Below are 21,870 nucleotides of genomic sequence, written 5' to 3' on the forward strand. Positions count from 1 at the left end.
TGACGCCCCGCCGGCGCGGGAACGCGCCCGGGCGCGCGGAGCCGCGGAGGCCCGCACGGGGCTTCCTTCCACCCCCCGGACCTCGTCCGGATACGGCTTCCGGTCGACCGTTTCGGTTGAGGCGACCCGCTCCGTCATCGCTTCGCTGCGCTCGCGATGACGGAGGAGCCGATCCGATGACCCGGGAACGCGATGAGGCGCCGGGTCGGGGGGCCCGCCCGGCCGGACGGCGCTACTGCGAGCGGCGGCTGAACGAGACCGCGTAGGCCTGGACGCGGGCGTCGATCAGCGGGTCGTCCGAGACCTCGATCCCGTCGGTGAGGTTGTTGGGCATGAACAGCAGCGCCTTCTCCGCCTCGGCGCTGTCGGGCACGACCTTGCTCACCGTCACGGTGCCGAGATCGACCGTCTTCCGGTCGTCCGGCCAGGGCTTGGTGGCGTCGTTGGTCGGGTCGCCCGGCTCGGCGAGCTGGGCCAGCATCCTGAACTTCGCGGGCGTCCTGGCGACCCGCGGGCCGATCTCGGCCATCAGGAAGTTCGGGTCGCGCTTGGCCGCCTCCTCGGGCGGGAGGATCTCCTCGCCCTCCACCGGCACGAAGCGGAACCGGAACGGCTGCCGCTTGCCGGCGGCGTCCACCAGGATGAAGGCGTTGACGCCGTTATAGGTCTGCCGGGCGAGGCTCGACGGGGTCTTGGCGGTCCCGCCCGCGGTGGCGGCGGCCGGGTGGGCGGCGGCGAAGCGCTCCAGGGCGGTCGGATGGGCCGCGTTCGGGCCGCTCTCGGCGGCGGCCTTCAGGAGGTCGCGGAACTCCTCGCCGGTGGCGACCGGGAAGTACTTCAGCGCGTTGGTGACGACGTCCATCTCGGAGCCGTCGCTCAGCTTGAACTTGAGGGCGAGGCCGTGCGGGTTGGCGTCGGCGACGCCGTCCGGGATGGTCGGGACGCCGGTGGCGTCCGAGAACCGGACCGTCACCGGCACCGCCGGCCCCTGGAACAGGGAGGCCTTGCTGATCTTGGCCGCCTCGGGCGACGGGGTGAAGCTGCCCTCGGCCACCACGCCCTTGGCGTGGTTGGCCCGCGCCCCCGGATGCTTGCCGAACAGCGTGGTCATCACGTCGATCGTCTGCTCGGCGGTGGAGGCCTCCTGGGCCTGGGCCTGGGCCTGGGCCTGAGCCTGGGCCAGGGCGGCGGCCGCGAGCGCGGTGCTCAGCAGGAGGGCGAAACCCGATCTCGAACGCAGCATGGGAACCTCTCGGCAGCGACGGCCCGCCCGGGCCGGTCAACGCGGACCGGCCCATCTTCTAGGGAGCGAGGCGCCGGAGGCACAACCAAAAGCTATGCCGCCGCGGAGAGGGGTGTGGGTTACGTCCCGGAGGGGGGCTGCAGATCGAGAACTTCGTCTTCGCTCCGCGCGCGAAGACGGTGCGGAGCCCGCTACCGCGCGCCGCGGTGGAGGTCGCCCTCGATCAGCAGGGCGCTGCGGCTGTCGAGCCGCGCGCGGTAGACCTGCAGGTTCTCCATGACCCGCTGGACGTAGTTGCGCGTCTCCGTGAACGGGATGCGCTCCACCCAGTCGATCACGTCGACGTCGCCCTTGCGCGGGTCGCCGTAGGCGTCGATCCACTTCTTCACGTTGCCGCCACCCGCGTTGTAGGACGCGAACGCGAGCACGTAGGAACCGCGCCAATCCTCCATCAGCTCGCCGAGATGGGCTTGGCCGAGCTTCGCGCAGTAGGCGGGATCGCTGGTCAGGCGGTCGACGTCGAAGGCGGTCGAGACCCGGCGGGCGGTGCGCTGGGCGGTGGCCGGCATCATCTGCATCAGGCCGCGCGCGCCGACGCCCGACTGCGCCCGCGGGTCGAACTGGCTCTCCTGCCGGGCGATGGCGTAGACCATGGCCCGCTCCACCTGCGGGACCGCCGTGAAGGTCTCGTAGCTGGGGATGCCGATCGTCGGGTAGGCGTGGGCGTCCAGCGGCAGGCCGCGCTGGACCGCGAGCTTGCCGATCGCCACCAGGGCGCGGGCGTCCTTCATGTCGGTGGCGAGGTCGCCGAGCGCCTGGAGCTCGCGCGGGTCGGAGAGATCCCGCGCCGCGTCGATGTAGAGCGGCAGGGCCAGCTCCTTGATCCCGGCCTCGCCGAGCAGGCGCAGGGCGCGGATGTAGAGACGCCCGTCGAAGGCCTGGCGCTCCGCGCCCTCGAGGTCGGCCGGCGCCCGCAGGGGCAGGCTGGTCTGGCCGAGCCGGGCCCGGGCCACCTGGCCGTAATAGGCGATCGGCTGCAGGGCGGCGCGCTCGTAGAAGCGCTTCGCCTCCTCCGCCTGGCCGAGCGCCTCGGCCGCCCGCCCCTGCCAGTAGGCGGCCCGCGCCACCGAGATCGGGCTCTCCGCGACGGTGGCCATCCGGGCGAAATGCTGCGCGGCGCTCGCCGGGTCGCCGGTGAAGCGCAGGGCGATCCAGCCGGCGTGGAACTCGGCCTCGATCCGCTTCTCGGGCGTGCGCGCCGCCTGCCCGCTCGCGACCGCGTAGGCGGTCCTGGCATCGCCGAGGTCGAGGAGCTTGCGCGCCACGATCCGGCGCTCGATCCACCACTCGTCGCCGTCGACCAGCACGTCCGGGTTGCTCGGCGCCGCGGCGAGCACGGCGGCGGCCGCCTCGGGCTTGTCGGCCCGGCGGAAGTACTGCGCCCGGGAGAAGATGTAGGAGGCGTCCCCGCGCAGCGACGGCGGCACCGCGGCGAGCGCGGAAGCGGCGCCGGAGGACTTGTCCTCCACGGCCCGGCGGGCGCGCACGAGGCTGGCGTAGGCGCCGCCCGCGTAGCCGGCCGCCCGGCCGGCGCTCTCCCAGTCGTCCTTCAGGAGCGCCCGCTCCATCCGGTAGCGGTGGTCGACCCGGGTCAGCGCGTCCGGGAAGGCGTCGAGCACCTTGGCTTCCAGGCTCCGCCCGAAGCTCTCGGTGCGCCAGAGGTCGCGGACCATCTCGGCGGCGTCGGCCTCGCAGCCGTCGGCGCGCAGGGCCAGCGCCAGGGCGAACTTGCCCGGCGCGCTCACCGGCTTCGCCGTGGCGAAGTAGGCCCGCACCGTCGCGGGCGCCTTCTTCTCGGAGAGCAGCGCCTCCTCGGCCCGGCGGCGCAGCAGCGGGCCGGCCGGCCAGTCCGGATTGGCCCGAGCGAAGGCCACGGTGCGGGTGAAGCCGATGCCGGCGCCCGCGCGGATCGCCACCCACTCGAGCAGCGCCTTCGCGGCCGGGTCGGTGAAGCCGTCGCGCATCCGGTCGCCGTCGGCGACCCGGCCCTTGCGGTAGAGGTCGATGGCGCCGCGCAGCAGCGTCGGGTCGGTGTCGCCGGAGATCTTCGGGCGCGCCGGGTCCGGCACCTCGGGCACCGGGGCCGGCGGGGTGACGGCGGCGTCCGGCAGCGGGAAGGCCACCGGGGCGTCGGGGTCGGCCGAGGCGTAGGCCGAGGCCNGCCGGCTTGGCCGGCTGGGCCGGCTTGGCCGGCTTGGCCGGCTTGGCCAGCTTGGCCGGCCGGGCCGGCGAGCGCCACGCCGACGGTGGCGATGAGCGCGGCGGCGGTGAGGGACGTGCGCTTCGGGGCCGGAGACGAGGCCGCGGGTCGGATCACGATTCCCCCCTACTGATCACCGGAGCGGGAAAGGTCGAGGATCGGGCCGTGACCATTAAGATCGCGTTAACCGTCGCCACGATCTGTTTGCGCGCCGTGACGCGACCGCCTATGTCTGCCGGTCCGTGCCCGTACGATGCGGACCACGCGCGGCGCCGAGACCGCCGAAATCCCAGCTGGGACCCTTTGGGACGCCTGAGATGACCGAGATGACCGGGAGCCGCCTGCGGGGCTCGCTCACCGCGCTTGTGACGCCCTTCCGCGACGGCGCCTTCGACGAGGCCGCGTTCCGAAAGTTCGTGCGCTGGCAGATCGAGCAGGGCAGCCACGGCCTCGTGCCCACCGGCACCACCGGCGAGAGCCCGACCCTGACCCATTCCGAGCACGACCGGGTGGTCGAGGCCTGCATCGACGAGGCGGGCGGGCGCGTGCCGGTCGTGGCGGGCGCGGGCTCCAACTCCACCGCCGAGGCGGTCGAGCGGGCGCAGCACGCCGAGCGCGCGGGCGCCGACGCCGTCCTGGTGGTGACGCCGTACTACAACAAGCCGACGCAGGCGGGCCTCTACGCCCACTTCAAGGCCGTCAACGACGCGGTCGGCATTCCGATCATCATCTACAATATCCCGCCGCGCTCCGTCATCGACATGAGCGTCGAGACGATGGCCCGGCTCTTCGAGCTGAAGAACATCGCCGGCGTGAAGGACGCGACCGCCAAGATCGACCGCGTCAGCCAGCAGCGTCAGGCCATGGGCGCGAGCTTCATCCAGCTTTCGGGCGAAGATGCGACGGCGCTCGGCTACAACGCCCACGGCGGCCACGGCTGCATCTCGGTGGTGGCGAACGTCGCCCCGCGCCTCTGCGCCGACCTGCAGGAGGCGACGCTGGCGGGCGACTACGCCAGGGCGCTGACCCTCCAGGACAGGCTGTTCCCCCTGCAGACCGGCCTGTTCGCCGAGGCCAACCCGGCGCCGGTGAAGTACGCGCTGTCGCGGCTCGGCCACATGACCGACGAGCTGCGCCTGCCGCTGGTGCCGGTGACCGAGCCCACCAAGCGCATCGTCGACGACGCCCTGCGCCACGCCGGCCTGCTGGTCGACTGAGGGAAGTCACGCATCATGGCCCCGAAACCGGAGCCCAGTCGGCGCATCGTCGCCGACAACCGCGCCGCGCGCTATCACTACACGATCGAGGACACGCTCGAGGCCGGCATCGCGCTGACCGGCACCGAGGTGAAGTCCCTGCGCGGCGGCAAGGCGACGATCGGCGAGGCCTATGCCGGGCCCTCCGGCACGGACCTGATGCTGTTCAACGCCTACATCCCGGAATACCTGGAGGCGAACCGCTTCAACCACGACACCAAGCGCCCGCGCCGCCTGCTGCTGCACCGCCGCCAGATCAACAAGCTGATCGGCGCGACCCAGCGCCAGGGCTACACGGTGGTGCCGCTGAAGATCTACTTCAACGACAAGGGGCGCGCGAAGGTCGAGCTCGGCCTCGGCAAGGGCAAGCAGGCCCACGACAAGCGCGAGGCGGTCAAGGAGCGCGACTGGCAGCGCGACCGGGCGCGGCTGCTGCGGGACCGGGGCTGAGGCCGCGCCGTCATCGCGAGCGCAGCGAAGCGAGCCAGGGCGGCGCGACCTCGACGAGCACGGTGCTGCCGGATGCCTTCGCTCCGCTCGCAGAGACGATCGTTCCGACAGGGGCGCGCGCAGGCCGCGATGCGCGCGCCTTGCGCTGACCGCGCGATGGCACAAGATCCCGGACTCGCCGGTGCCGCGTCCCGAGCCTGCGATCCTGCGGAGCGACCCATGCCATCCACCCACGATACCCTGCCCGATGACCTGCCGGTCCCCGTCGACGACGGCGCGGCCGACCATCTGCGCGGGATGCGCCTGCCCGACGTGGCGCTCACCGCCACGGACGGCCGCACGGTCTCGCTGGCGCGGCTCCCGGGCCGCACCGTGGCCTACGCCTACCCGCGCACCGGCGAGCCGGGCCGGCCGGGCCTGACGCCCGACTGGGACGCGATCCCCGGCGCGAGGGGCTGCACGCCGCAGGCCTGCGACTTCCGCGATCACCACGCCGCGCTGACGGCCCGGGGCGTCGCCCAGGTCTTCGGCCTCTCGACCCAGACGAGCGCCTACCAGCGGGAGGCGGCCGAGCGCCTGCGCCTGCCCTTCCCGCTCCTGGCCGACCCGCACCGGGCCTTCGCGATGGCGGCGCGCCTGCCGGTCTTCGAGGCCGGCGGCCAGGTGCTGCTGCGCCGCCTCACCCTGGTGATCGACGACGGCGTCGTGAGCCGGCTGTTCTACCCGGTCTTCCCGCCGGACCGGAGCGCCCGGCAGGTCCTCGACTGGCTCGACGGGGCCGGCGCCTGAGGCGCTACTCCTCCTCGGCCTCCGGCTGGCGGATGCCGTAGCGGTTCTCCAGGCCCGGATTGGCCCGGCCCTCGCCGCGGTAGCGGGTCGGCGCCTCCCCGGAGGCCCGGGCCGGGCGCTCGCCGGGCTCGCGCCCGATCCGGCCCGCGAGGCTCGCGAGGTCGACGAACTCGTCGGCCTGCCGCCGCAGCTCGTCGGAGATCATCGCCGGCTGGGTCTGGATCGTGGAGATCACCGTCACCTTGACGCCGCGCCGCTGCATCGCCTCGACGAGCGAGCGGAAATCGCCGTCGCCGGAGAACAGGATCATGTGGTCGATGTGCGGGCTGAGCTCGAGGGCGTCGATCGCCAGCTCGATGTCCATGTTGCCCTTGTACTTCCGCCGCCCCATCGAGTCCGTGAACTCCTTCACGGGCTTGGTCACGACGCGGTAGCCGTTGTAGTCGAGCCAGTCGATCAGCGGCCGGATCGAGGAATATTCCTGATCCTCGATCATGGCTGTGTAGTAGAACGCCCGCAGGAGGTTCTCCCGCGACTGGAATTCCTTGAGCAGCTTCTTGTAGTCGATGTCGAAACCGAGGGCCTTGGTGGTGGCGTAGAGGTTGGCGCCGTCGATGAAGATGGCGCTGCGCTGGGGTGCTGGCATGAACAGGTCGGATCCCGAAAAATAAAGGGTGACAGGAAATCGTCTGAACAATCGGTCGGGGTTCGCCCGGGGCGAGAGGCCGGGGCGAGAGGCCGGGACGGCGCGCCGCGATCGCGGCCGCCGCGCTCTGCAATCCGGGGTGGACCGGCGCGGTCGAAGATCCGCGCGACCGCCGCCCCGGCCGCCGGACCATTCGTTTCAAACGGGTCCGTGTCAAGCAGAGCACGAGAATGTGCGGTCGTGAAAAACTGAACTCTCGGGACGGATTAATTGGGCGCGACGGCGCTTCATCATGAAGACCGAGGTTTGAGGAAGTTGATCCTGTAAACCTCAGATGCGTCGCGCCGCGCGGCCCCCGGCCTCAGCCGTTCACGCGCTCCACGCTGTTGACCGGGCGCTTGCCGCGCAATTCGGCGATGATCGCGTTGAGGTGCTGGAGGTCCCAGACCGACAGGTCGATGGTGATGTCGGTGAAGTCCTGGGTGCGCCGCTTCATCGAGATGTTGTCGATGTTGCCGTCGTGGTCGGCGATCACCTGGGCGATCTGGGCGAACACCCCGGGCTCGTTGATCGACTTGAGCGCCAGCCGGGCCGGGAAGCGCTCGCCGCCGAGCGCCTCCGTGTCCCAGCGGACGTCGAGCCAGCGCTCCGGCTCGTTGTCGAAGGCGGCGAGCGCCGCCGACTGGATCGGGTAGACGGTGACGCCGATCCCGGGCGTCAGGATGCCGACGATCCGGTCGCCCGGGACCGCGCCGCCGTTCGGCGCGAAGGTCACCGGCAGGTCGCCCGCGAGGCCGCGGATCGGGATGGCGTCGCTGCGATCCCCGTCCTCCCCCTCCCGGCCGCCCTCGGCGCCCGGGAAGGTCAGCCGCATGGTCTGGTCGGAGGAGCGCACGAGCCGGCCGGCGCCGCTGGCGGCGCCCTGCGCGGCGGAGGGCCGGCGCTCGTCGCGGTGGTCGGGATAGACGGCGCGGACGACGTCGCCCGAGAACATCTCGCCCCGCCCCACGGCGGCGAACACGTCCTCGGTGGTGGCGCGGGCGAGCCGCGGCAGGGCGCCCCGGAGCTTGTCCTCCGAGAAGGTCTTGGCGGCGCGCTCGAAGGCCCGGTCCAGGATCTGGCGGCCGAGGCCGGCATATTGCCGCCGGACGGCGGCGCGGGTCGCGCGCCGGATCGCCGCGCGGGCCTTGCCGGTCACCACGAGGGATTCCCAGGCCGCCGGGGGCGAGGCGCCGTCGGAGCGGCTGATCTCGACCTCGTCGCCGTTGGCGAGCTCGTGCAGCAGCGGCGCCATCCGGCCGTTGATCTTGGCGCCCACCGCGGTGTTGCCGACGTCGGTGTGGACCGCGTACGCGAAATCGATCGGCGTGGCGCCCCGCGGCAGGGCGATCAGCCGGCCCTTCGGGGTGAAGCAGAACACCTGGTCCTGGAACAGCTCCAGCTTGGTGTGCTCCAGGAACTCCTCGGGGCTGTCGCCCTCGGCGAGGAGCTCGATGGTCCGGCGCAGCCACTGGTAGGCACCGCTCTCGGCGGCGAGCCGCGGATGCACGCTGCCCTCGACGCGGGCCGGGTCCTTGACCAGCTCGGCGCCGACTTCCTTGTACTGCGCGTGCGCCGCGATGCCGTACTCGGCGATGTCGTCCATCGCGCGGGTCCGGATCTGCAGCTCGACGCGCTGGCTCCTCGGCCCGATCACGGTGGTGTGGATCGAGCGGTAATCGTTCTGCTTCGGGGTCGAGATGTAGTCCTTGTACCGGCCCGGCACCATCGGCCAGCTGGTGTGGACGATGCCCAGGGCCGCGTAGCAGTCCTGCACGGTGTCGACGACCACGCGGAAGCCGAAGATGTCGGAGAGCTGCTCGAAGGCGACGGACTTGCGCTCCATCTTCGACCAGATCGAGAACGGGCGCTTCTGCCGGCCGCTGACCTCGGCGGTGATCCCCTGCGCGCCGAGCTTCTCGGTGAGCACCTGCGCGATCGTCTCGACGACGCTCTCGGACTTGGCGGAGAGCCGCGTCAGGCGCTGCGTGATGGTGGCGTAGACCTCCGGCTCCAGGTTGCGGAAGGCCAGATCCTCCAGCTCCTCCCGCAGCTCCTGCATGCCCATGCGGCCGGCGAGCGGCGCGTAGATGTCCAGGGTCTCCTGCGCGATGCGGCGACGCTTGTCGTCGCGCATGTGCTGGAGGGTGCGCATGTTGTGCAGGCGGTCGGCGAGCTTGACCAGCAGCACGCGGACATCCGCCGCGACCGCGAGCAGCAGCTTGCGGAAGTTCTCGCCCTGCGCGGCCTGCTTGGAGACGAGGTCGAGGCGCTTGAGCTTGGTCAACCCGTCGACCAGGGCGCCGATCTCCGGCCCGAACAGCCGGCGGATCTCCTCCAGCGTCGCCTCGGTGTCCTCGACGGTGTCGTGCAGCACCGCGGCCACGATGGTGGCGTCGTCGAGGTGGAGATCCGTCAGGATCGCCGCGACCTCGAGGGGGTGGGCGAAGAACGGGTCGCCCGAGGCGCGCTTCTGCGTGCCGTGCGCCTGCATGGCGTACACGTAGGCGCGGTTGAGCAGCGCCTCGTCGGCGGCCGGGTTGTAGCGCTTGACCCGCTCGACCAGTTCGTACTGGCGCATCATCCGCCGGGACGGGGCCGGCGCGTCCGGGGTCGGGCGCGGGGCCGCGGTCGCGCGCGGTTGGTCCGCGACCGCCGGGNGAGCGTCCAGGCCCGCCGGCCGACCGCCGCGCCCTCGTGGACGGCGACCGTCACCGCCGCGGCGGCCGCCAGGGCGAGCCACGCCCGGTCGAGGACCCTGTCCCAGCGCAGGCGCATCTCACGCTCCCGTCAGCAGCTTCCAGAGGGCCCGCAGGGCCGGGACATGCGCGGCGAGCCACGCGACCTGGTCGGAGAACCAGTGCGCGGCCGCCGCCGCGGCGACGAAGGCGAGTACCGCCGCGTGCTTGAGCCGGCGCAGGTAGCGGCGCAGCGCGCGGCGCTCGAGATGCGCGTCGACCAGCTCGTCGAGGGCGGCGAGTCGCGGCTCGGACTGGCGGGCGAACCACGCGTGCCAGACGGGCGGGAACCGGATCGTCCGGGGCCGCCCGCCGAGGGCGACCCCCGCGCCGGCCGCGTCCTCGGGGTGCGCGGGCCGCCGCGTCTCGGTGCGGAGGGGCTTCATGGTGACGATCCCTGTTTCACGGCCCCCCTGTGCCGCCGGAGCGGCGACGCCCGGCCTCAGGCCGGGCGCTTGTCCGCCCCGCGCAGCTGCGCGAGCGCCGGGACGAGGACGTTGGCGGCGCTCGCCTGCGGATCGAGCGGCAGAGCGCGGATCTTCCGCGCTCTGCCGCTCGATCCGCAGGCGAGCGCCGCCAACGTCCTCGTCCCGGCGCTCGCGCAGCTGCGCGGGGCGGACAAGCGCCCGGCCTGAGGCCGGGCGTCGCCGCTCCGGCGGCACAGGGGCCGACAAGGACTCGGTCGAGGGCCTCGTCCCNCGGCGCTCTCGGGCACCCGGCCCGCGGCCCTGGAGGCGCTCGCCGCCGAGCTCGGCGACCGCGCCAGCCCCGTCGCGGCCGACCTGTCCGACAAGGACTCGGTCGAGGGCCTCGTCCCGGCCGCCGAGGCCGCGATCGGCCCGCTGGACATCCTCGTGAACAATGCCGGCATCACCCGCGACAACCTCTTCATGCGGATGAAGGACGAGGAGTGGGAGCAGGTGATCGCCGTCAACCTCACCGCCGCCTTCCGCCTGTCGCGGGCCGCCGTGAAGGGCATGATGCGCCGCCGCTCCGGGCGGATCGTCAATATCGGCTCGGTGGTCGGCAGCACCGGCAATCCCGGCCAGGGCAACTACGCCGCCGCCAAGGCCGGCCTCGTGGGCATGACCAAGGCGCTCGCCGCCGAGGTCGCCTCGCGGGGAATCACCGTCAACTGCATCGCCCCGGGCTTCATCAGCTCGCCCATGACCGACGCCCTCAACGAGAAGCAGCGCGAGGGCATCCTCGCCCGCGTGCCGGCCGGGCGGCTCGGCGAGGGGGCGGAGGTCGCGGCGGCCTGCCTCTACCTCGCCTCCGCGGAGGCGGGCTACGTCACCGGTCACACGCTGCACGTGAACGGCGGGATGGCCATGTACTAGCGCGCGTATACCGGTCCTCGATCGTCGAAGATTGCGCGCGAATCATCCCCGCCGACACGCAAGTGCCACACCCATGAAGGCTTTCTGAACGGGCCCTCGCCAGGGCGGGAACCCTGTGCTACCACGCCCGCCAGCCGTACAGGGGGTTGACGGTTCAGCGGGTTTTCAGTCCAAGGCCCTCCGGCGGGGGCGTCCCGGCTCACGCGCCGGTTCACCTCAGAAGCACGCGCGATCGGACACCGGCCCGTCACAACAAGCCCGCAGGGGCGCGACGCGGCCACGGCACCACCCCGAGAAGACTGACAGACCAGAAGGACGAGGACGGAAGACCGATGAGCGATATCGCTGAGCGCGTGAAGAAGATCGTCGTCGAGCACCTGGGCGTCGAGCCCGAGAAGGTGGTCGAGAGCGCCAACTTCATCGACGACCTCGGTGCCGACAGCCTCGACACCGTCGAGCTGGTCATGGCCTTCGAGGAAGAATTCAACGTCGAGATCCCGGACGACGCTGCCGAGACCATCCAGACGGTCGGCGACGCCGTGAAGTTCCTGGAGAAGAACTCCGCCGCCTGAAGGCGCCGGGGACCGGGTTTACCGCGGCGCGGGTGAGGCGAGACAGCCCCCGCGCCGTTCCGCGTTTCAAGGCTCGGAGTCGTGACGCGTCCCGAGGGACCGAATCTGCCTCCGAGCGAGTTAGGACGATGCGCGACCGCGGCGGTGCCGGCGGGGCGGCGCCTCAAGACGGGACGAGTGCGATGCGGCGGGTGGTGGTCACGGGTCTGGGGATGGTCACGCCGCTGGGCTGCGGGGTGGAGCACACCTGGAGCCGGCTGATCGCGGGCGACAGCGGCGCCGGCCCGATCCGCGGCTTCGAATCCGCCGACCTGCCCTGCCGGATCGCCGCGCAGGTCCCCTTCGGCGACGGCACCGACGGCACCTTCAACCCCGACCGCGTGATGGAGGTGAAGGAGCAGCGCAAGGTCGACCCGTTCATCGTCTACGCGATGGCGGCGGCCGACGAGGCGCTGAAGGATGCCGGCTGGGCGCCGAAGAGCCACGAGGACCAGTGCGCCACCGGCGTGCTGATCGGCTCCGGGATCGGCGGCATCGGCGGCATCTACGACGCCTCCGTGACCCTGCACGAGAAGGGCCCGCGCCGGATCTCGCCGTTCTTCATCCCGGGCCGGATCATCAACCTCGCCTCGGGCCAGGTCTCGATCGCCCACGGCCTCAAGGGCCCCAACAACGCCGTGGTCACGGCCTGCTCCACCGGCGCGCACGCCATCGGCGACGCGAGCCGCCTGATCGCGCTGGGCGACGCCGACGTGATGGTGGCGGGCGGCGCGGAGTCGCCGGTGAACCGCCTGTCGATCGCGGGCTTCTCCGCCTGCCGGGCGCTGACCACGGGCTTCAACGACACGCCCGAGAAGGCCTCGCGCCCCTACGACCGCGACCGCGACGGCTTCCTCATGGGCGAGGGCGCCGGCATCGTGGTGCTGGAGGAGTACGAGCACGCCAAGGCCCGCGGCGCGAAGATCTACGCCGAGGTGGTGGGCTACGGCCTCTCGGGCGACGCCTACCACATCACCTCCCCGTCCCCGGACGGCGACGGCGCCTTCCGCTGCATGACCGCCGCGGTGAAGCGCGCCGGCATCTCCCCGTCCGAGATCGGCTACATCAACGCCCACGGCACCTCGACGCCCATGGGCGACGAGCTGGAGCTGAAGGCCGTGGAGCGCCTCCTGGGCGACGCCGCCGCGACCGCGACCATGTCGTCGACCAAGAGCTCGGTCGGCCACCTGCTGGGCGCCGCCGGCTCGGTCGAGGCGATCTTCTCGATCCTCGTCCTGCGCGACAACGTCATCCCGCCGACGCTCAACCTCGACAACCCCTCCGTCCAGACCCAGATCGACCTCGTGCCTTTCGAGGCGAAGCGGAAGCGGGTGGACGTCGTGCTGTCGAACTCGTTCGGGTTCGGCGGGACGAACGCCAGCCTGGTGATGCGGCGGGTCGCGTAGACAAGTCGCCGTCTCGCGCTGCTTCGCGGCCCGGGTCTTCCGCAGGATCCGACCGCGCGCCGCCCGCAGCCCGGCGTCCGGTTACCACCCCCGCCGCTCATCCTCCCCCGGCACCCGCCCCTGCGGCGTGAGCGCGTGCACCACCTCCGGCAGCGCCTGGGCGAGCTGCGACAGCAGCGTCTCGCGGTCCATCCCGGTCTGCTGCTGGAGGGTGTCCACCGTGTCGGGGCCGAGCGCCCGGGCGAGCTGGTCCGGGGCCACGGGGCGGTTGGTGCCGTGGCCGATCCAGGACTCCATCACGTCGCCGAGGCCGCCCTGGCGGAACCGGTCGACCAGCCCGTCGAGGCCGCCCAGATCCCCCTGCCCGTCCGGGGCGGCGCGGCTCGGCGGCGGGGCGTCGCCGGGGCCGTCGAGCATGCCGGAGAGGTCCGAGAAGTCGCCGGGCGGCAGGGACGGGTCCGTTGGGCCGCCCSGACSGCSGTCSSGGCGGCCGCCGTACTGGTCCCAGCCGCCGATCCGGCCGGGGGCGGGTCGATCGGCGGTGCCGGCATCGGCGGCGCGGCGGCCGCGCCGGTCCGGACCGGCGACCTCTGCGGCGGACCCGTCGCCGAGGCCTGCCTCGGTCCGGGGTTCTGAGCGGTCTCCGGACGCGGAACCGGGCCGAACCGCTGCCGTTCCTTCTGTTCCGGCACCTCGGCCGGGACAGGAGTCAGAGATGAACGTCATGCTGGGCCGCGTCTCGCTCGCGGCCGCTCTCGTTATCGCCGTCTCGGGCGCTGCCCTGGCGCGCGAGGCCGGGCCCCGGGCCCACGGCGCCAAGGGCGCGGCCGGAATGCACGGGATCGGCTTCAACGAGCCGAAGTTCCGCTCGGACCTGCGCACCGGTAAGGAGCAGCCCTACACGTGGCCGGTGAGCGACCGCTATCGCCCGGTCTCGCAGCCCTTCTACGGCCGGGCCTACTGAGCCCTCCGGCGCACGCTCCGCCGAATGGATGAGTGGCGGTGCCCCGCTCCGCCGCGCACAACCGGGGCCGGCCCCGTTCCCGCCGTCGGAACGGGGGCCGATCCGGCGATGACCCAGGGGCACGGGGTCCGTGGCGTGCCGGCTCCCGAGGCAGGAGAGTGTGATGCATCCGCTGAACCGGCGCGTCGTCGCGGTCCCGGCCGTCGCGCTTCTGGTCGCCGCGCCCCTGCCGGGTCGCGCGGGCGAGTTCGCGCAGGTCCCGCCGGTGCCGGGCATGGCCCTGACCCTGCCCGATCCCGGCATGGCTAACTCGGCGCCCGGGCCCGCTCCGACGGCGGCACCGACCGCCGCTCCGGCCGCGGAGCCGCCCGCGCCGGTCAGGGCCGCTTCTGTTCCGGCGGCCGAGCGCCGGTTCCGGGCCCTGGGCAGCGGGCTCTCGTCGATCGACGGACAGCTCCCGAACCAGCGCACCGGCCAGCGGCATCAGCACGTGGTCCGCGACATCTGCATCGGCTGCTGACCCGCACCGGACACCGCGTGACGCCGGCTAGTGCGGCGCCCGCGCCCGCGAATTCGCCTGGATCCAGCGCGGCGACAGGACGTCGCCGGCCTCGGTGATGATCCAGGGCTGGGCCTCGCCGGATTCGATCGCCGCGATCGCGACGGCGAGGGCCTCGCGCAGGGTGGCGAAGGGCCGCCCCTCCGCGGCGTGGCCGGGCGCGCCCTTGGGCCAGATGGTCAGTTCGGCTCGTCTGTCGAGGTCGGAGGGCGTCATCGGCGCTCTCGGGGTGCTTCGCAGGGTACGTCCGCGGGATGTGGGGGTTCTACCGTGCCCGTGTGACGCGGATCTGGCACCGCGGTCTCTGAGTCGTGACTCGGGCCGCGACGCCAGCAACGCGCACCCTCGCCCGGCGGTTTCGACCGGTCCGGCGGCGCGCGCGAAAAACAAATCACGCGCTCCTCAAGTTTGATTTGAGAACGCGCCGGTAGAAGTTTAGTTCATTTGCATCGATTGCATGGCGCGCGCGAGCGGGGCCTGAATTCGCAGCTCCGAATGGCCGGGAAACACTGCAATACCGTGCCGTCATGGCGATATGGTGCAATGCGCAAAATGCATGCCGCGCCGCACAAATCCGTGGTCTCATGCGCCGGTCGATCGCATCCCGCGGTCGACACCGCGATCGAACCGGAGACGCACCATGCGCACGATCCTCATCCTCGCGTCGGCCGCGCTCACCTCGGCCGCCTTCACCGGCCTCGCCGCCGCCGACGACCGCCTGCACCTGACGCCGCCGCTCTACCGCGATCAGGCCCGGCCCGCCCAGCAGATCCGCGCGATCCACGATCTGACCACCACGCCCCAGCCCGTCGCCGCGCCGGCGACCGTCAATCGGACGGTCTCGTCCCTCGGCCGACCGATGGTCCAGGCCGCCGTCGAGGCGAGCCGCTGAGCCCGCTGCCGGGGACGGAGCGCCCCGGGCGGCTCCGTCCCCGGCCACCGCTCAGACGATGTGCAACGCCTGCGCAGCGACCGCGGGTGCCACGCCGCGACGGATCAGCCGCCGCGTCCGCGCCCGCTGATCGCGTTCGGAGCTGAGGGCGGTCCCCGCCGCGCGATACCCCTCGAGCCACAGATCGGCCCACGCGTACTGCGCCGCCATCGCGAGCAGGACGGCGTTCTCGGCCTGTTTCAGGCCCAGCCGCAGGCTCTCATCCGCCAGGCGGCCAACCTCCCCGTACATCATCTCCAACTCCGCGTCCGAACACGGCCGGCAGCGCCGCGCAGGGCCGCCGGCCACTCGCCCAGAGGCCGCGCAACGCGCCCGCTCAGCGCGCGGCCTCCCCGGCGGCGTCCCGCCCCCGCGCCGGGGTGGTGCGGACCATGTCGGGTGCGCGGCGCGCCGCTCCGACGAAGCGTCCGAAGACCGTCCGGACCTGTTCGAGACCGGTCCCGGCGACGTCGCGGCTCCGGGTCGCGACCGCGTGGCCCGAGAGCCGTACCATGCCCTGTGCCATGCCCTGAGCCATGCCCTGTGCCACGCCCTGTGCCACGCGTGGTCTCCTGTCGGCCGCCATCCGCGGGCGGCCGGCCCGTTTGTGCATCGCACAGGGGGCGGCGTCCAGGGATCGCCCGCGCCTCGGCGCGACCGGTCAGATCGCGGTCTCGCGCCGGATGACGGCGTCTTCCCCGCTGCCCTTCTGCGCGAGGCCGACCTCGGGATCCTCGGTCGGGACCGTGGCCGGCGGCAGGGCCCCGGCCGCCGCGTCGCCGCGTTCGGTCGGGATCCCGTCCGCCTCGGGGGGCTCCGGGCTGCGGCTCGTCGGGGCTGCGGTCTCGGGCGCGCGCGTCATGCGATCTCTCCCTGCCTTCAACCAACGCGACGGCGCGGGCGCGGGTCCCGGGACTCCGTCACGAGGTCGGGAGGCGCGACGCCGTTCGCGGCTCTATATGGGAGGTGCGAGCAGGGAGAGTGGTGTGTTCACCGTCAAGGGGATTGATCCGTCCGGGCGCGTCATGACGTTCGCCTGCGGGACGGACGAGCAGGCGATGGAGAAGACCTGGGAGCTGGCCCGGCGCGGCTTCCGCGAGATCACGGTCGCCGATCCGAAGGGCAAGGAGCTGTCCGCGGCCGCCTTCGAGCGCTCGCTCAACATCGACTGGGAATGACGCGCGCCGCCGCCCGGCCGGCGCCGCTCGAGTCCCACGACGGCAGGCCCCCGCCGGCTGCCGGATGAGCCGCCGAAGGCGCCTGTCAGGTCGCTTCGAGTTCGCGCCAGAGATTCACGCGGCCCGACCGTGCCGTCTCGGGGATGTCGGTCGTGGCGCCGATCTCCTCCGCCTTGCGCCAGATGGCGCGGCAGACGAGGATCTCGTTGCTCGCGTCGATGCTGAGGATGAAGCTGTCCGGGACGATCTCGGCGTCCGGAAGGGCGACCCGCACGCCGCCGGCGGACCGGTCGTAGACGATGCAGGGCAAGCTGCGATGCTCGTCGACCGAGATGCTGCCGGTCTCGTTGAGAAGCGTGCGTGGAGCGCTGCGTCGTTCGAACATCACCGCCTCGAGAACCTCTGCCCGACAGGATCGGCCACCCGGGTTCACGCGGGGTTTGGGAAATGCCTCGAATTGTCGGGATGCCCGCGTCCCTGTGAATTCCGAGTGCTTCGTGCGGGCCCGGCCGGATCGCGTGCGCGGCGCTTCGCCGCCCGCCGGGGAGCGGGGGCGACGAATCCGGAGGAGCGGAGGCGGGCCGGGTCGGAGTAGCGGCGGTTCGAGCCCTGCCGCGGGGGCGACCTACCCGGTCACGACCTCGACGAGGGTGGTGAGGAAGCCCAGCGCGACGGCCCCGATGCCGCCCATGAAGGCGACGTCCCACCCGGCGAATTCCCGCGACTGGGGTGCGCGCAGGAAGGCGAACAGCGTCACGGCGGCCCCGCAGAGGACGAGGGCGAGAGCCAGAACAATCGGTCGAGACATGGCGTTTCCTTCTGCGCCGGTCTCGCGGCCCTTCAGGGCTCTTGTAACGGACGAGTGCGACCGGCTTGATCTGTTCAGGCTCTTCCGTCTTCGAAACATGACAGACGAGGACGCGGTGAACAAGGCGCTAATCTGTTCTGCATTGCGGAACAGATGCCGGAATGCCGCCTTCGTCTGACTTGGACGCAGGACTCGCCGCGGGCGCGCCGCCGGGGCCGCCATTTGCGAGGGGCCTTCGACCGGCGGCCGCGCGGGCGGGACCCCGGGACGGGATCCGGCCCGGTCAGTCGACGAAGACGCGGACGCCGTCGGTGTTGAGGATGTCGCGCTGGTCGGCGCACCATTGCTCCGCGCCGACCGCGGCGATCTCGTCGGCGACCCGACGGCCCTCCTCGGCGATGGCGTCCCGCGCGCGCGGGTGGCCGAGGGCCGCGTCGAGGGCTCGGCGCACTGTGCGCGACAGACCTTCGGAAACCGCGTCGTCGATGGTGTAGAGCCTGCGGCAGTACAGGACGATGCCGGCCTGCGCGCCGACGATCCGCACGAGTCCCTGGATCGTCTCGGCGCGCTTGACGTCGCGCTCGGCGTCGCCCGCCCCCCCGGCGGCCCGGGCCGCGCCCGTCAGGGGCGCCGCGGCCAGGAGGATGGCGAACAGCAGAGCGCGACTCATCCGGAGCCTTCCTTCGGTCCGAGGCCGGACCCGCCTCAGGAACGCCGCAGCGGGCGAGCCGTGCCCGCCCCTCGCCGCGGCTCCGTCAGACCCGGCCGGTCACTCCCGCCCGGTCACTTCCGGGCGGCCATCAGGTCGTGGGTCAGCACGGTCAGCTTGCCGATCAGGTTGCTGATGTCGGAGCCCTTGCAGGACCATTGCGTGCCGATCGCCTCGCCGTCCGCCGAGACGGAGACGACCGCCACCGAGCGCAGGCGGCCCTCGCGGGCCAGGGCCAGCTGGTCCTGCAACACGGCGATGATCGACGCGGTGTCCTCGTCCACGACCGCGGGCGCGATATGCGCCGGGAACGGCACGACCGAACTCGTCATCGTCTGCTCTCGCTTCATCTCGCCGGCCCCTTCGGTAGCATCCTCGGGTTCCGGCGTGCGCATCAGCTTTGTGCAGAGTGTGGCAGCTTGTCCGTGTCCCGCGATGTCCTGGGCGTGTGTGGCCGTGATGCAACGGTCTCGGCGCGGTCTCGGGCCGCGCGGCGGCCGGCGCTCCGGGGGAGGCCGGACGCGGCCGCACGATGCGCCGGGCTCCGCGGCGCATCGTTACGGGGGTGCCCCGGCGGGGCGCCCCCGGTGGTCGTCACGCTCAGGCGGCCTTGCGGCCCTTGCGCTCGCGCTCGGCCATGGCGCCGGGCTGGCCCAGGCCGATCGCCTTGGCGAGGGCGGAGCGCTGCTCGGCGTAGCTCGGGGCAACCATCGGGTAGTCGGCCGGCAGGCCGTAGCGGTCGCGGTAGCTGCGCGGATCCAGGCCGTGGCTGGTCAGGTGGCGCTTCAGAGTCTTGTAGGTCTTGCCGTCGATGAAGCTGACGATCCCGTCGTGCCGGACCGACTTGCGGATCTGGGCCGCGCTCGGCTTCTCGACCTCGGCCTGCGGAGCCGCCCCGATCTCCGCCGTCAGAGTCCCGGTGACGAGCCCGCTGATCGCGCCGTGCACGCGCGCGATCAGAGCCGGCAATTCGGCGGCCGGGACCGGATTGTTCGACACGTAGGCGGCGACGATATCGCCCGCCAGCTCGATGAAGTTGGAGTTGGGCCCTGTGGTTTCTTCTGTCACTGCAAGATTCCTGGTGTGCCCCTCACCCGGGATCTGCTACTTTTGAGCACTGAATGCAAGTTACAAAACCGGTGGTGGGCCGCTTCCGGTGCATGATTGGGGTGCCTTCCGCGGAGAGCGGACACGTAGTTCTGGCGATTTCCGGCAGAGTATTTCCGAGCGCCTCCCGGGGCCGCCTATCGACTGCGGTAGTGTTTCCACTCTGCGGAACGACCAGAACGTGCATCTGGCGGAGCCGAAGCCGGAGCGCGCCGGCGGGTGGGGTATTCCGCCGTGATCCGCGGTGACGCGGCGGCCCGGCCGTGGCATGGCCCGACCATGCTGATGCTCGCCCTTCTCGTCGCCCTGCTGGCCGTCGTGGTCGCCATGTTCGTCCTGCGGCGGTGGACCGGGCGTCTGGCCTCTCTGGCGACGCTGCTGGCCGGGGCGATCATGGTCCTCTGGCTCGCCGAGGTCGGGCTGCTTCCCGGGACCCAGGGGCCGTTGACGGCCTATCGCCCGCTCGTGCCCGGCCTCGACCGGTAACGGTTCGGTAAGCGTGCCGGACGGAGCATGGGGCATGCCCACGCTCTCCGCCCCGCGCCTGCTCACGTTCCTGGTGTCGGCCGTGCTGATCGGCCTCGCCGTCGCCAGCCTGTACACGCGCGTCCCGATGGTCGGAAAGACCGTCGTGGCGCACCGGCAATGGTTCTTCATCGGCGCCTACGTCCTGCTCGCCCTCGGGGTGACCACCCGCAGCCTGTAGCCGGACCGCGCCGCGGTCCGTTCGCGGCCGCCCGCCGCGTCGAGGAGGCCGGAATGACCCTGAAGACCACCTATCTGGTGCAGCCGTTCGAGCTGCACCGGAACCGCCTGCGCCCAGCTCGCCAGGAGCCCGCGCAGAGCGAGTTCGGCGCCCTCAAGAAGGCGGAGGCGCTGGCCGCCCGCATGCCGGGCGCGGCGGCCCTCAAGGTCGTGGCCGACGACGAGACCGGCGAGCTCGAGGGCGTCACGATCCTCGGCCAGTTCGGGACCGTTCCGGACGACTTCGCCGAGAGCCTGCTGGGAAGCTGACGCCGCCCGCGGGCCCCGGCTTACAAGCGGCCCCGTCTGAGGGTGCGACACGGGCGACCCCGGATTGCAGCCCTCCGGAAACTACGTAGAAACAGCGGAGACAGATTCTTGCGGGCTCCGGCGCTCGCTGAGCTCGCATCCGTGCCCCGATACTTCATCGACCTCCACGACGGCGCCAACTTGGTTCGCGACCGCGACGGCTTCGATCTTCCGGATCTCGCCGCCGCGCGGGCGCAGGCGGTGCGCATCCTGACCCGCCTCGCGCAGGGCCTGACCGATCCGATGGAGCGGCAGGACTACGTGATCGCCGTGCGCGACGAGCAGGGCGCGGTCCGCCTGCGCCTGCGGCTCTCCTACGATGTCGAGGGCGGCTGAGGGCGCGGCTGAGGGGGCGGCCGGTGCGCAGGTCGGGAAAGGTCGGCGCCCGGCCGCGTTGACGGAGGTCGGCGCGGGGCGGACAGGAGATCGCATGCGACGTTCAACAGGTCTGACCGGCCCCCTCGCGGCGGCGCTCCTGCTGCTCGGTCCCGCCGGGCAGGCGTCGGCGCAGACGGCGCAGACGGCGCCGCCCCCGCCGCCGGGCTCCGCCGCGGCGACGGCCGACAACGCCGTGCTGCTGACGGTCTTCCTGCGCCACGACCAGTCCCGCCCGCTGGCGGAGCTGAACGCGCAGCTCGCCAAGCAGGGCTTCTACAAGGCCTTCCCGCCGCCGGGCATCGAGGTCGTCTCCTGGAACGTCGTCATGGGGATCGGGCAGATCATCGTCCTGCGGCTGCCCGCCACCCGCCTGCGCGAGGTCAACCGCGTCCTCGAGGACACCGCCTGGGGGGCGTACCGCACCGAGTTCTTCCCGACCTACGATTACAAGGCCGTGGGCCTCGCGGAGCACGAGAAGTCGCGCTGAGGGCCGTCCCGGCCGCCTCAGGCCGGGATAGCGCTACCCGGGCCGACCGGTCGTTGGTCCGGCGCGTCGTCCCACAGGTAGGGGTGGCCGAGTCGCTTGGCCGCGTACATCGCCGCGTCCGCCCGCTCCACCAGGTCCTGCGCCCGGGTGGCGTGCAGGGGCGCGCAGGCCACCCCGATCGCCGCGCCGATGCGGATCGGCGACCCGGTGCCGAGATCGTAGGGCTCGGCGAGGCGCGCCTGGAGACGCAGGGCGAAGCCGAGGGCCGGCGCCGGCGCCGCGTCGCCGAGCAGGATGGTGAACTCGTCGCCCCCGAGCCGCGCGGCGCAATCCCCCGCGCCGAGCGCCGCCCGCAGGCGCTCGGCCAGCCGTTTCAGCAGCGCGTCGCCCACCGCGTGCCCGTGGCGGTCGTTCACCGGCTTGAAGCCGTCGAGGTCGAGGCACAGCAGCGCGCAGGGCGCGCCGTCGCGGTCGGCCAGGGTCCGGTCGAGCCGGGCCGCGAAGTGGTGGCGGTTCGGCAGGCCGGTCAGCGGGTCGTGGTGGGCCATGTAGCGCAGGAGCGACTCCGCCCGGCGGCGCTCGGTCACGTCCTCCCACAGGGCGGTCCAGCCGCCGCCGGCCTGCGGGTGCAGCGTGATCGCGACCTGGCGCCCGTCCGCGAGCGTCTGTACCACGGCGTCGGTCGTGCCCCGGGCGAGGAGCCGCCGCCGCGCCGCCCAGAGGCCGCAGGGATCCCGGTCGGCTGGCGATCACCGAGAACCAGTACGCCGCCGGCGTGGCCGCGCGCTCCGACGTGATCACCGCCCAGACCCAGGTCCAGACCATCGAGGCCCAGGCCATCGCGGTGCGGCTGACCCGGGTTCAGTACGTCAACGCCATTGCCACGCTGATCGGGCGCCCGCCCTCGGAGGTGTCGAT

32 protein-coding genes and 2 pseudogenes are annotated in these 21,870 nt (G+C 72.5%); 17 read left to right on the forward strand and 17 right to left on the reverse strand.

The annotated features are described in order from the left end of the window. Positions 1–232: 232 nt before the first annotated feature. Together MMR14E_RS19420 and MMR14E_RS19425 are read right to left on the reverse strand one after the other, a co-directional pair. Entirely contained in the window at positions 233–1,243 is a 1,011-nt protein-coding gene (locus tag MMR14E_RS19420) for a catalase family peroxidase (RefSeq protein ID WP_331316543.1), read from the reverse strand. Positions 1,244–1,434: 191 nt separating this feature from the next. Then, positions 1,435–3,426 carry a lytic transglycosylase domain-containing protein gene (locus MMR14E_RS19425; RefSeq protein ID WP_331316545.1) on the reverse strand — a complete coding sequence of 664 codons (1,992 nt, stop codon included), beginning with the start codon at positions 3,424–3,426 and terminating at the stop codon, positions 1,435–1,437. A gap of 394 nt (positions 3,427–3,820) precedes the next feature. Here MMR14E_RS19425 and dapA point away from each other — a divergent pair, with 394 nt between their 5' ends. The 3 genes from dapA (at position 3,821) to MMR14E_RS19440 (ending at position 5,998) form a co-directional block, all read left to right on the forward strand. Then, the gene (gene dapA, locus MMR14E_RS19430) at positions 3,821–4,720 is read left to right on the forward strand and encodes a 4-hydroxy-tetrahydrodipicolinate synthase (protein WP_331316547.1); all 900 of its coding nucleotides are present in this window, start codon (positions 3,821–3,823) and stop codon (positions 4,718–4,720) included. Between the two features lie 15 nt (positions 4,721–4,735). After that, positions 4,736–5,209, forward strand: coding sequence for an SsrA-binding protein SmpB (gene smpB, locus MMR14E_RS19435; protein ID WP_043073623.1), 474 nt, complete (start codon positions 4,736–4,738; stop codon positions 5,207–5,209). A 219-nt stretch (positions 5,210–5,428) separates the two neighbouring features. Continuing rightward, positions 5,429–5,998: a peroxiredoxin gene (locus tag MMR14E_RS19440; RefSeq protein WP_331316549.1), complete on the forward strand. Its 570-nt coding sequence runs from the start codon at positions 5,429–5,431 to the stop codon at positions 5,996–5,998. Positions 5,999–6,002: 4 nt separating this feature from the next. Here MMR14E_RS19440 and MMR14E_RS19445 read toward each other — a convergent pair whose 3' ends face one another. The 4 genes from MMR14E_RS19445 to MMR14E_RS19460 form a co-directional block, all read right to left on the reverse strand. Beyond that, positions 6,003–6,644 carry an NYN domain-containing protein gene (locus tag MMR14E_RS19445; RefSeq protein WP_331316550.1) on the reverse strand — a complete coding sequence of 214 codons (642 nt, stop codon included), beginning with the start codon at positions 6,642–6,644 and terminating at the stop codon, positions 6,003–6,005. Between the two features lie 361 nt (positions 6,645–7,005). Continuing rightward, positions 7,006–9,267 carry a bifunctional (p)ppGpp synthetase/guanosine-3',5'-bis(diphosphate) 3'-pyrophosphohydrolase gene (locus MMR14E_RS19450; protein WP_331316552.1) on the reverse strand — a complete coding sequence of 754 codons (2,262 nt, stop codon included), beginning with the start codon at positions 9,265–9,267 and terminating at the stop codon, positions 7,006–7,008. Beyond that, entirely contained in the window at positions 9,264–9,461 is a 198-nt protein-coding gene (locus MMR14E_RS19455; RefSeq protein WP_331316554.1) for a hypothetical protein, read from the reverse strand. The genes MMR14E_RS19450 and MMR14E_RS19455 overlap by 4 nt, the downstream gene beginning before the upstream one ends. Before the next feature lies 1 nt (position 9,462). Then, a complete protein-coding gene (locus tag MMR14E_RS19460) occupies positions 9,463–9,807 on the reverse strand; it encodes a hypothetical protein (RefSeq protein WP_331316555.1) in 345 nt (114 codons plus the stop codon). 111 nt (positions 9,808–9,918) lie between these two features. Between MMR14E_RS19460 and MMR14E_RS19465 the strand changes: the two genes are divergently transcribed. The 4 genes and pseudogenes from MMR14E_RS19465 to fabF all read left to right on the forward strand — a co-directional run bounded on the left by MMR14E_RS19465 (position 9,919) and on the right by fabF (position 12,778). Continuing rightward, on the forward strand, positions 9,919–10,056 hold the full coding sequence (locus tag MMR14E_RS19465; RefSeq protein WP_331316557.1) for a hypothetical protein: 138 nt from the start codon (positions 9,919–9,921) through the stop codon (positions 10,054–10,056). A 66-nt stretch (positions 10,057–10,122) separates the two neighbouring features. Beyond that, a pseudogene (fabG, locus tag MMR14E_RS19470) lies at positions 10,123–10,761 on the forward strand (3-oxoacyl-ACP reductase FabG); the annotation flags it as partial. A gap of 332 nt (positions 10,762–11,093) precedes the next feature. Further along, complete coding sequence (locus MMR14E_RS19475; protein WP_007559070.1) at positions 11,094–11,333, forward strand: acyl carrier protein; 240 nt, start codon at positions 11,094–11,096, stop codon at positions 11,331–11,333. Between the two features lie 182 nt (positions 11,334–11,515). Then, the gene (gene fabF / locus MMR14E_RS19480) at positions 11,516–12,778 is read left to right on the forward strand and encodes a beta-ketoacyl-ACP synthase II (RefSeq protein WP_331316558.1); all 1,263 of its coding nucleotides are present in this window, start codon (positions 11,516–11,518) and stop codon (positions 12,776–12,778) included. An 81-nt stretch (positions 12,779–12,859) separates the two neighbouring features. Here the strand turns inward: fabF and MMR14E_RS19485 are convergent, their stop codons facing one another. Then, a complete protein-coding gene (locus MMR14E_RS19485) occupies positions 12,860–13,195 on the reverse strand; it encodes a YidB family protein (RefSeq protein WP_419539372.1) in 336 nt (111 codons plus the stop codon). A 298-nt stretch (positions 13,196–13,493) separates the two neighbouring features. Between MMR14E_RS19485 and MMR14E_RS19490 the strand changes: the two genes are divergently transcribed. Next, on the forward strand, positions 13,494–13,742 hold the full coding sequence (locus MMR14E_RS19490) for a hypothetical protein (RefSeq protein WP_331316559.1): 249 nt from the start codon (positions 13,494–13,496) through the stop codon (positions 13,740–13,742). A 163-nt stretch (positions 13,743–13,905) separates the two neighbouring features. Next, positions 13,906–14,262 (forward strand): hypothetical protein, encoded by a 357-nt coding sequence (locus tag MMR14E_RS19495; RefSeq protein WP_331316561.1) that lies wholly within the window; start codon positions 13,906–13,908, stop codon positions 14,260–14,262. A gap of 27 nt (positions 14,263–14,289) precedes the next feature. Here MMR14E_RS19495 and MMR14E_RS19500 read toward each other — a convergent pair whose 3' ends face one another. Next, entirely contained in the window at positions 14,290–14,517 is a 228-nt protein-coding gene (locus tag MMR14E_RS19500) for a hypothetical protein (protein ID WP_331316562.1), read from the reverse strand. Positions 14,518–14,941: 424 nt separating this feature from the next. Between MMR14E_RS19500 and MMR14E_RS19505 the strand changes: the two genes are divergently transcribed. Beyond that, positions 14,942–15,193 (forward strand): hypothetical protein, encoded by a 252-nt coding sequence (locus MMR14E_RS19505; RefSeq protein WP_331316564.1) that lies wholly within the window; start codon positions 14,942–14,944, stop codon positions 15,191–15,193. 51 nt (positions 15,194–15,244) lie between these two features. Here the strand turns inward: MMR14E_RS19505 and MMR14E_RS19510 are convergent, their stop codons facing one another. From MMR14E_RS19510 to MMR14E_RS19520, 3 genes are all read right to left on the reverse strand, one after another. Next, entirely contained in the window at positions 15,245–15,487 is a 243-nt protein-coding gene (locus MMR14E_RS19510) for a hypothetical protein (protein WP_331316582.1), read from the reverse strand. 82 nt (positions 15,488–15,569) lie between these two features. Beyond that, positions 15,570–15,794 carry a hypothetical protein gene (locus tag MMR14E_RS19515; RefSeq protein ID WP_331316565.1) on the reverse strand — a complete coding sequence of 75 codons (225 nt, stop codon included), beginning with the start codon at positions 15,792–15,794 and terminating at the stop codon, positions 15,570–15,572. A 99-nt stretch (positions 15,795–15,893) separates the two neighbouring features. Continuing rightward, on the reverse strand, positions 15,894–16,094 hold the full coding sequence (locus MMR14E_RS19520) for a hypothetical protein (RefSeq protein ID WP_331316566.1): 201 nt from the start codon (positions 16,092–16,094) through the stop codon (positions 15,894–15,896). A gap of 97 nt (positions 16,095–16,191) precedes the next feature. On the opposite strand from MMR14E_RS19520, the gene MMR14E_RS19525 reads away from it, so the two are divergent. Beyond that, on the forward strand, positions 16,192–16,410 hold the full coding sequence (locus MMR14E_RS19525; protein ID WP_210383195.1) for a hypothetical protein: 219 nt from the start codon (positions 16,192–16,194) through the stop codon (positions 16,408–16,410). 85 nt (positions 16,411–16,495) lie between these two features. On the opposite strand, the gene MMR14E_RS19530 is transcribed toward MMR14E_RS19525, so the two are convergent. The 5 genes from MMR14E_RS19530 to MMR14E_RS19550 form a co-directional block, all read right to left on the reverse strand. Then, complete coding sequence (locus MMR14E_RS19530; RefSeq protein WP_331316567.1) at positions 16,496–16,795, reverse strand: PilZ domain-containing protein; 300 nt, start codon at positions 16,793–16,795, stop codon at positions 16,496–16,498. Between the two features lie 240 nt (positions 16,796–17,035). Continuing rightward, positions 17,036–17,218, reverse strand: coding sequence for a hypothetical protein (locus MMR14E_RS19535; RefSeq protein WP_331316569.1), 183 nt, complete (start codon positions 17,216–17,218; stop codon positions 17,036–17,038). Positions 17,219–17,501: 283 nt separating this feature from the next. Then, positions 17,502–17,888, reverse strand: coding sequence for a hypothetical protein (locus MMR14E_RS19540; RefSeq protein ID WP_331316571.1), 387 nt, complete (start codon positions 17,886–17,888; stop codon positions 17,502–17,504). A gap of 113 nt (positions 17,889–18,001) precedes the next feature. Continuing rightward, positions 18,002–18,277 (reverse strand): hypothetical protein, encoded by a 276-nt coding sequence (locus MMR14E_RS19545; RefSeq protein WP_012318895.1) that lies wholly within the window; start codon positions 18,275–18,277, stop codon positions 18,002–18,004. Positions 18,278–18,527: 250 nt separating this feature from the next. Then, the gene (locus tag MMR14E_RS19550) at positions 18,528–18,995 is read right to left on the reverse strand and encodes a MucR family transcriptional regulator (RefSeq protein WP_331316573.1); all 468 of its coding nucleotides are present in this window, start codon (positions 18,993–18,995) and stop codon (positions 18,528–18,530) included. A gap of 324 nt (positions 18,996–19,319) precedes the next feature. On the opposite strand from MMR14E_RS19550, the gene MMR14E_RS19555 reads away from it, so the two are divergent. The 5 genes from MMR14E_RS19555 (at position 19,320) to MMR14E_RS19575 (ending at position 20,952) form a co-directional block, all read left to right on the forward strand. Further along, positions 19,320–19,520, forward strand: coding sequence for a hypothetical protein (locus MMR14E_RS19555; protein ID WP_331316575.1), 201 nt, complete (start codon positions 19,320–19,322; stop codon positions 19,518–19,520). A 34-nt stretch (positions 19,521–19,554) separates the two neighbouring features. Beyond that, on the forward strand, positions 19,555–19,740 hold the full coding sequence (locus MMR14E_RS19560) for a hypothetical protein (protein ID WP_331316576.1): 186 nt from the start codon (positions 19,555–19,557) through the stop codon (positions 19,738–19,740). A 53-nt stretch (positions 19,741–19,793) separates the two neighbouring features. Next, positions 19,794–20,048: a hypothetical protein gene (locus tag MMR14E_RS19565; RefSeq protein ID WP_012318899.1), complete on the forward strand. Its 255-nt coding sequence runs from the start codon at positions 19,794–19,796 to the stop codon at positions 20,046–20,048. Between the two features lie 141 nt (positions 20,049–20,189). Beyond that, positions 20,190–20,423 carry a DUF6894 family protein gene (locus MMR14E_RS19570; RefSeq protein ID WP_012318900.1) on the forward strand — a complete coding sequence of 78 codons (234 nt, stop codon included), beginning with the start codon at positions 20,190–20,192 and terminating at the stop codon, positions 20,421–20,423. A 94-nt stretch (positions 20,424–20,517) separates the two neighbouring features. Then, entirely contained in the window at positions 20,518–20,952 is a 435-nt protein-coding gene (locus MMR14E_RS19575; protein WP_331316578.1) for a hypothetical protein, read from the forward strand. Between the two features lie 17 nt (positions 20,953–20,969). Here MMR14E_RS19575 and MMR14E_RS19580 read toward each other — a convergent pair whose 3' ends face one another. After that, on the reverse strand, positions 20,970–21,626 hold the full coding sequence (locus MMR14E_RS19580) for a diguanylate cyclase domain-containing protein (protein ID WP_331316580.1): 657 nt from the start codon (positions 21,624–21,626) through the stop codon (positions 20,970–20,972). 68 nt (positions 21,627–21,694) lie between these two features. Between MMR14E_RS19580 and MMR14E_RS19585 the strand changes: the two are divergent. Continuing rightward, a pseudogene (locus MMR14E_RS19585) lies at positions 21,695–21,870 on the forward strand (RND transporter); the annotation flags it as partial.

The organism is Methylobacterium mesophilicum, from assembly GCF_036441335.1.
GTDB classification, from domain to species: Bacteria; Pseudomonadota; Alphaproteobacteria; order Rhizobiales; family Beijerinckiaceae; genus Methylobacterium; species Methylobacterium mesophilicum_B.

Bases quoted from the DNA above. Each gene is read 5' to 3' on its own strand.
- MMR14E_RS19475 (WP_007559070.1), top strand. From the start codon at position 11,094: ATGAGCGATATCGCTGAGCGCGTGAAGAAGATCGTCGTCGAGCACCTG.
- MMR14E_RS19420 (WP_331316543.1), bottom strand. From the start codon at position 1,243: ATGCTGCGTTCGAGATCGGGTTTCGCCCTCCTGCTGAGCACCGCGCTC.
- smpB (WP_043073623.1), top strand. From the start codon at position 4,736: ATGGCCCCGAAACCGGAGCCCAGTCGGCGCATCGTCGCCGACAACCGC.
- MMR14E_RS19520 (WP_331316566.1), bottom strand. From the start codon at position 16,094: ATGACGCGCGCGCCCGAGACCGCAGCCCCGACGAGCCGCAGCCCGGAG.
- MMR14E_RS19450 (WP_331316552.1), bottom strand. From the start codon at position 9,267: ATGATGCGCCAGTACGAACTGGTCGAGCGGGTCAAGCGCTACAACCCG.
- MMR14E_RS19505 (WP_331316564.1), top strand. From the start codon at position 14,942: ATGCGCACGATCCTCATCCTCGCGTCGGCCGCGCTCACCTCGGCCGCC.
- MMR14E_RS19500 (WP_331316562.1), bottom strand. From the start codon at position 14,517: ATGACGCCCTCCGACCTCGACAGACGAGCCGAACTGACCATCTGGCCC.
- MMR14E_RS19535 (WP_331316569.1), bottom strand. From the start codon at position 17,218: ATGTCTCGACCGATTGTTCTGGCTCTCGCCCTCGTCCTCTGCGGGGCC.
- MMR14E_RS19495 (WP_331316561.1), top strand. From the start codon at position 13,906: ATGCATCCGCTGAACCGGCGCGTCGTCGCGGTCCCGGCCGTCGCGCTT.
- MMR14E_RS19510 (WP_331316582.1), bottom strand. From the start codon at position 15,487: ATGATGTACGGGGAGGTTGGCCGCCTGGCGGATGAGAGCCTGCGGCTG.
- MMR14E_RS19445 (WP_331316550.1), bottom strand. From the start codon at position 6,644: ATGCCAGCACCCCAGCGCAGCGCCATCTTCATCGACGGCGCCAACCTC.
- MMR14E_RS19575 (WP_331316578.1), top strand. From the start codon at position 20,518: ATGCGACGTTCAACAGGTCTGACCGGCCCCCTCGCGGCGGCGCTCCTG.
- MMR14E_RS19540 (WP_331316571.1), bottom strand. From the start codon at position 17,888: ATGAGTCGCGCTCTGCTGTTCGCCATCCTCCTGGCCGCGGCGCCCCTG.
- MMR14E_RS19530 (WP_331316567.1), bottom strand. From the start codon at position 16,795: ATGTTCGAACGACGCAGCGCTCCACGCACGCTTCTCAACGAGACCGGC.
- MMR14E_RS19485 (WP_419539372.1), bottom strand. From the start codon at position 13,195: ATGCTCGACGGCCCCGGCGACGCCCCGCCGCCGAGCCGCGCCGCCCCG.
- MMR14E_RS19545 (WP_012318895.1), bottom strand. From the start codon at position 18,277: ATGAAGCGAGAGCAGACGATGACGAGTTCGGTCGTGCCGTTCCCGGCG.
- MMR14E_RS19460 (WP_331316555.1), bottom strand. From the start codon at position 9,807: ATGAAGCCCCTCCGCACCGAGACGCGGCGGCCCGCGCACCCCGAGGAC.
- MMR14E_RS19555 (WP_331316575.1), top strand. From the start codon at position 19,320: ATGCTCGCCCTTCTCGTCGCCCTGCTGGCCGTCGTGGTCGCCATGTTC.
- MMR14E_RS19440 (WP_331316549.1), top strand. From the start codon at position 5,429: ATGCCATCCACCCACGATACCCTGCCCGATGACCTGCCGGTCCCCGTC.
- MMR14E_RS19525 (WP_210383195.1), top strand. From the start codon at position 16,192: ATGGGAGGTGCGAGCAGGGAGAGTGGTGTGTTCACCGTCAAGGGGATT.
- MMR14E_RS19490 (WP_331316559.1), top strand. From the start codon at position 13,494: ATGAACGTCATGCTGGGCCGCGTCTCGCTCGCGGCCGCTCTCGTTATC.
- dapA (WP_331316547.1), top strand. From the start codon at position 3,821: ATGACCGAGATGACCGGGAGCCGCCTGCGGGGCTCGCTCACCGCGCTT.
- fabF (WP_331316558.1), top strand. From the start codon at position 11,516: ATGCGGCGGGTGGTGGTCACGGGTCTGGGGATGGTCACGCCGCTGGGC.
- MMR14E_RS19565 (WP_012318899.1), top strand. From the start codon at position 19,794: ATGACCCTGAAGACCACCTATCTGGTGCAGCCGTTCGAGCTGCACCGG.
- MMR14E_RS19560 (WP_331316576.1), top strand. From the start codon at position 19,555: ATGCCCACGCTCTCCGCCCCGCGCCTGCTCACGTTCCTGGTGTCGGCC.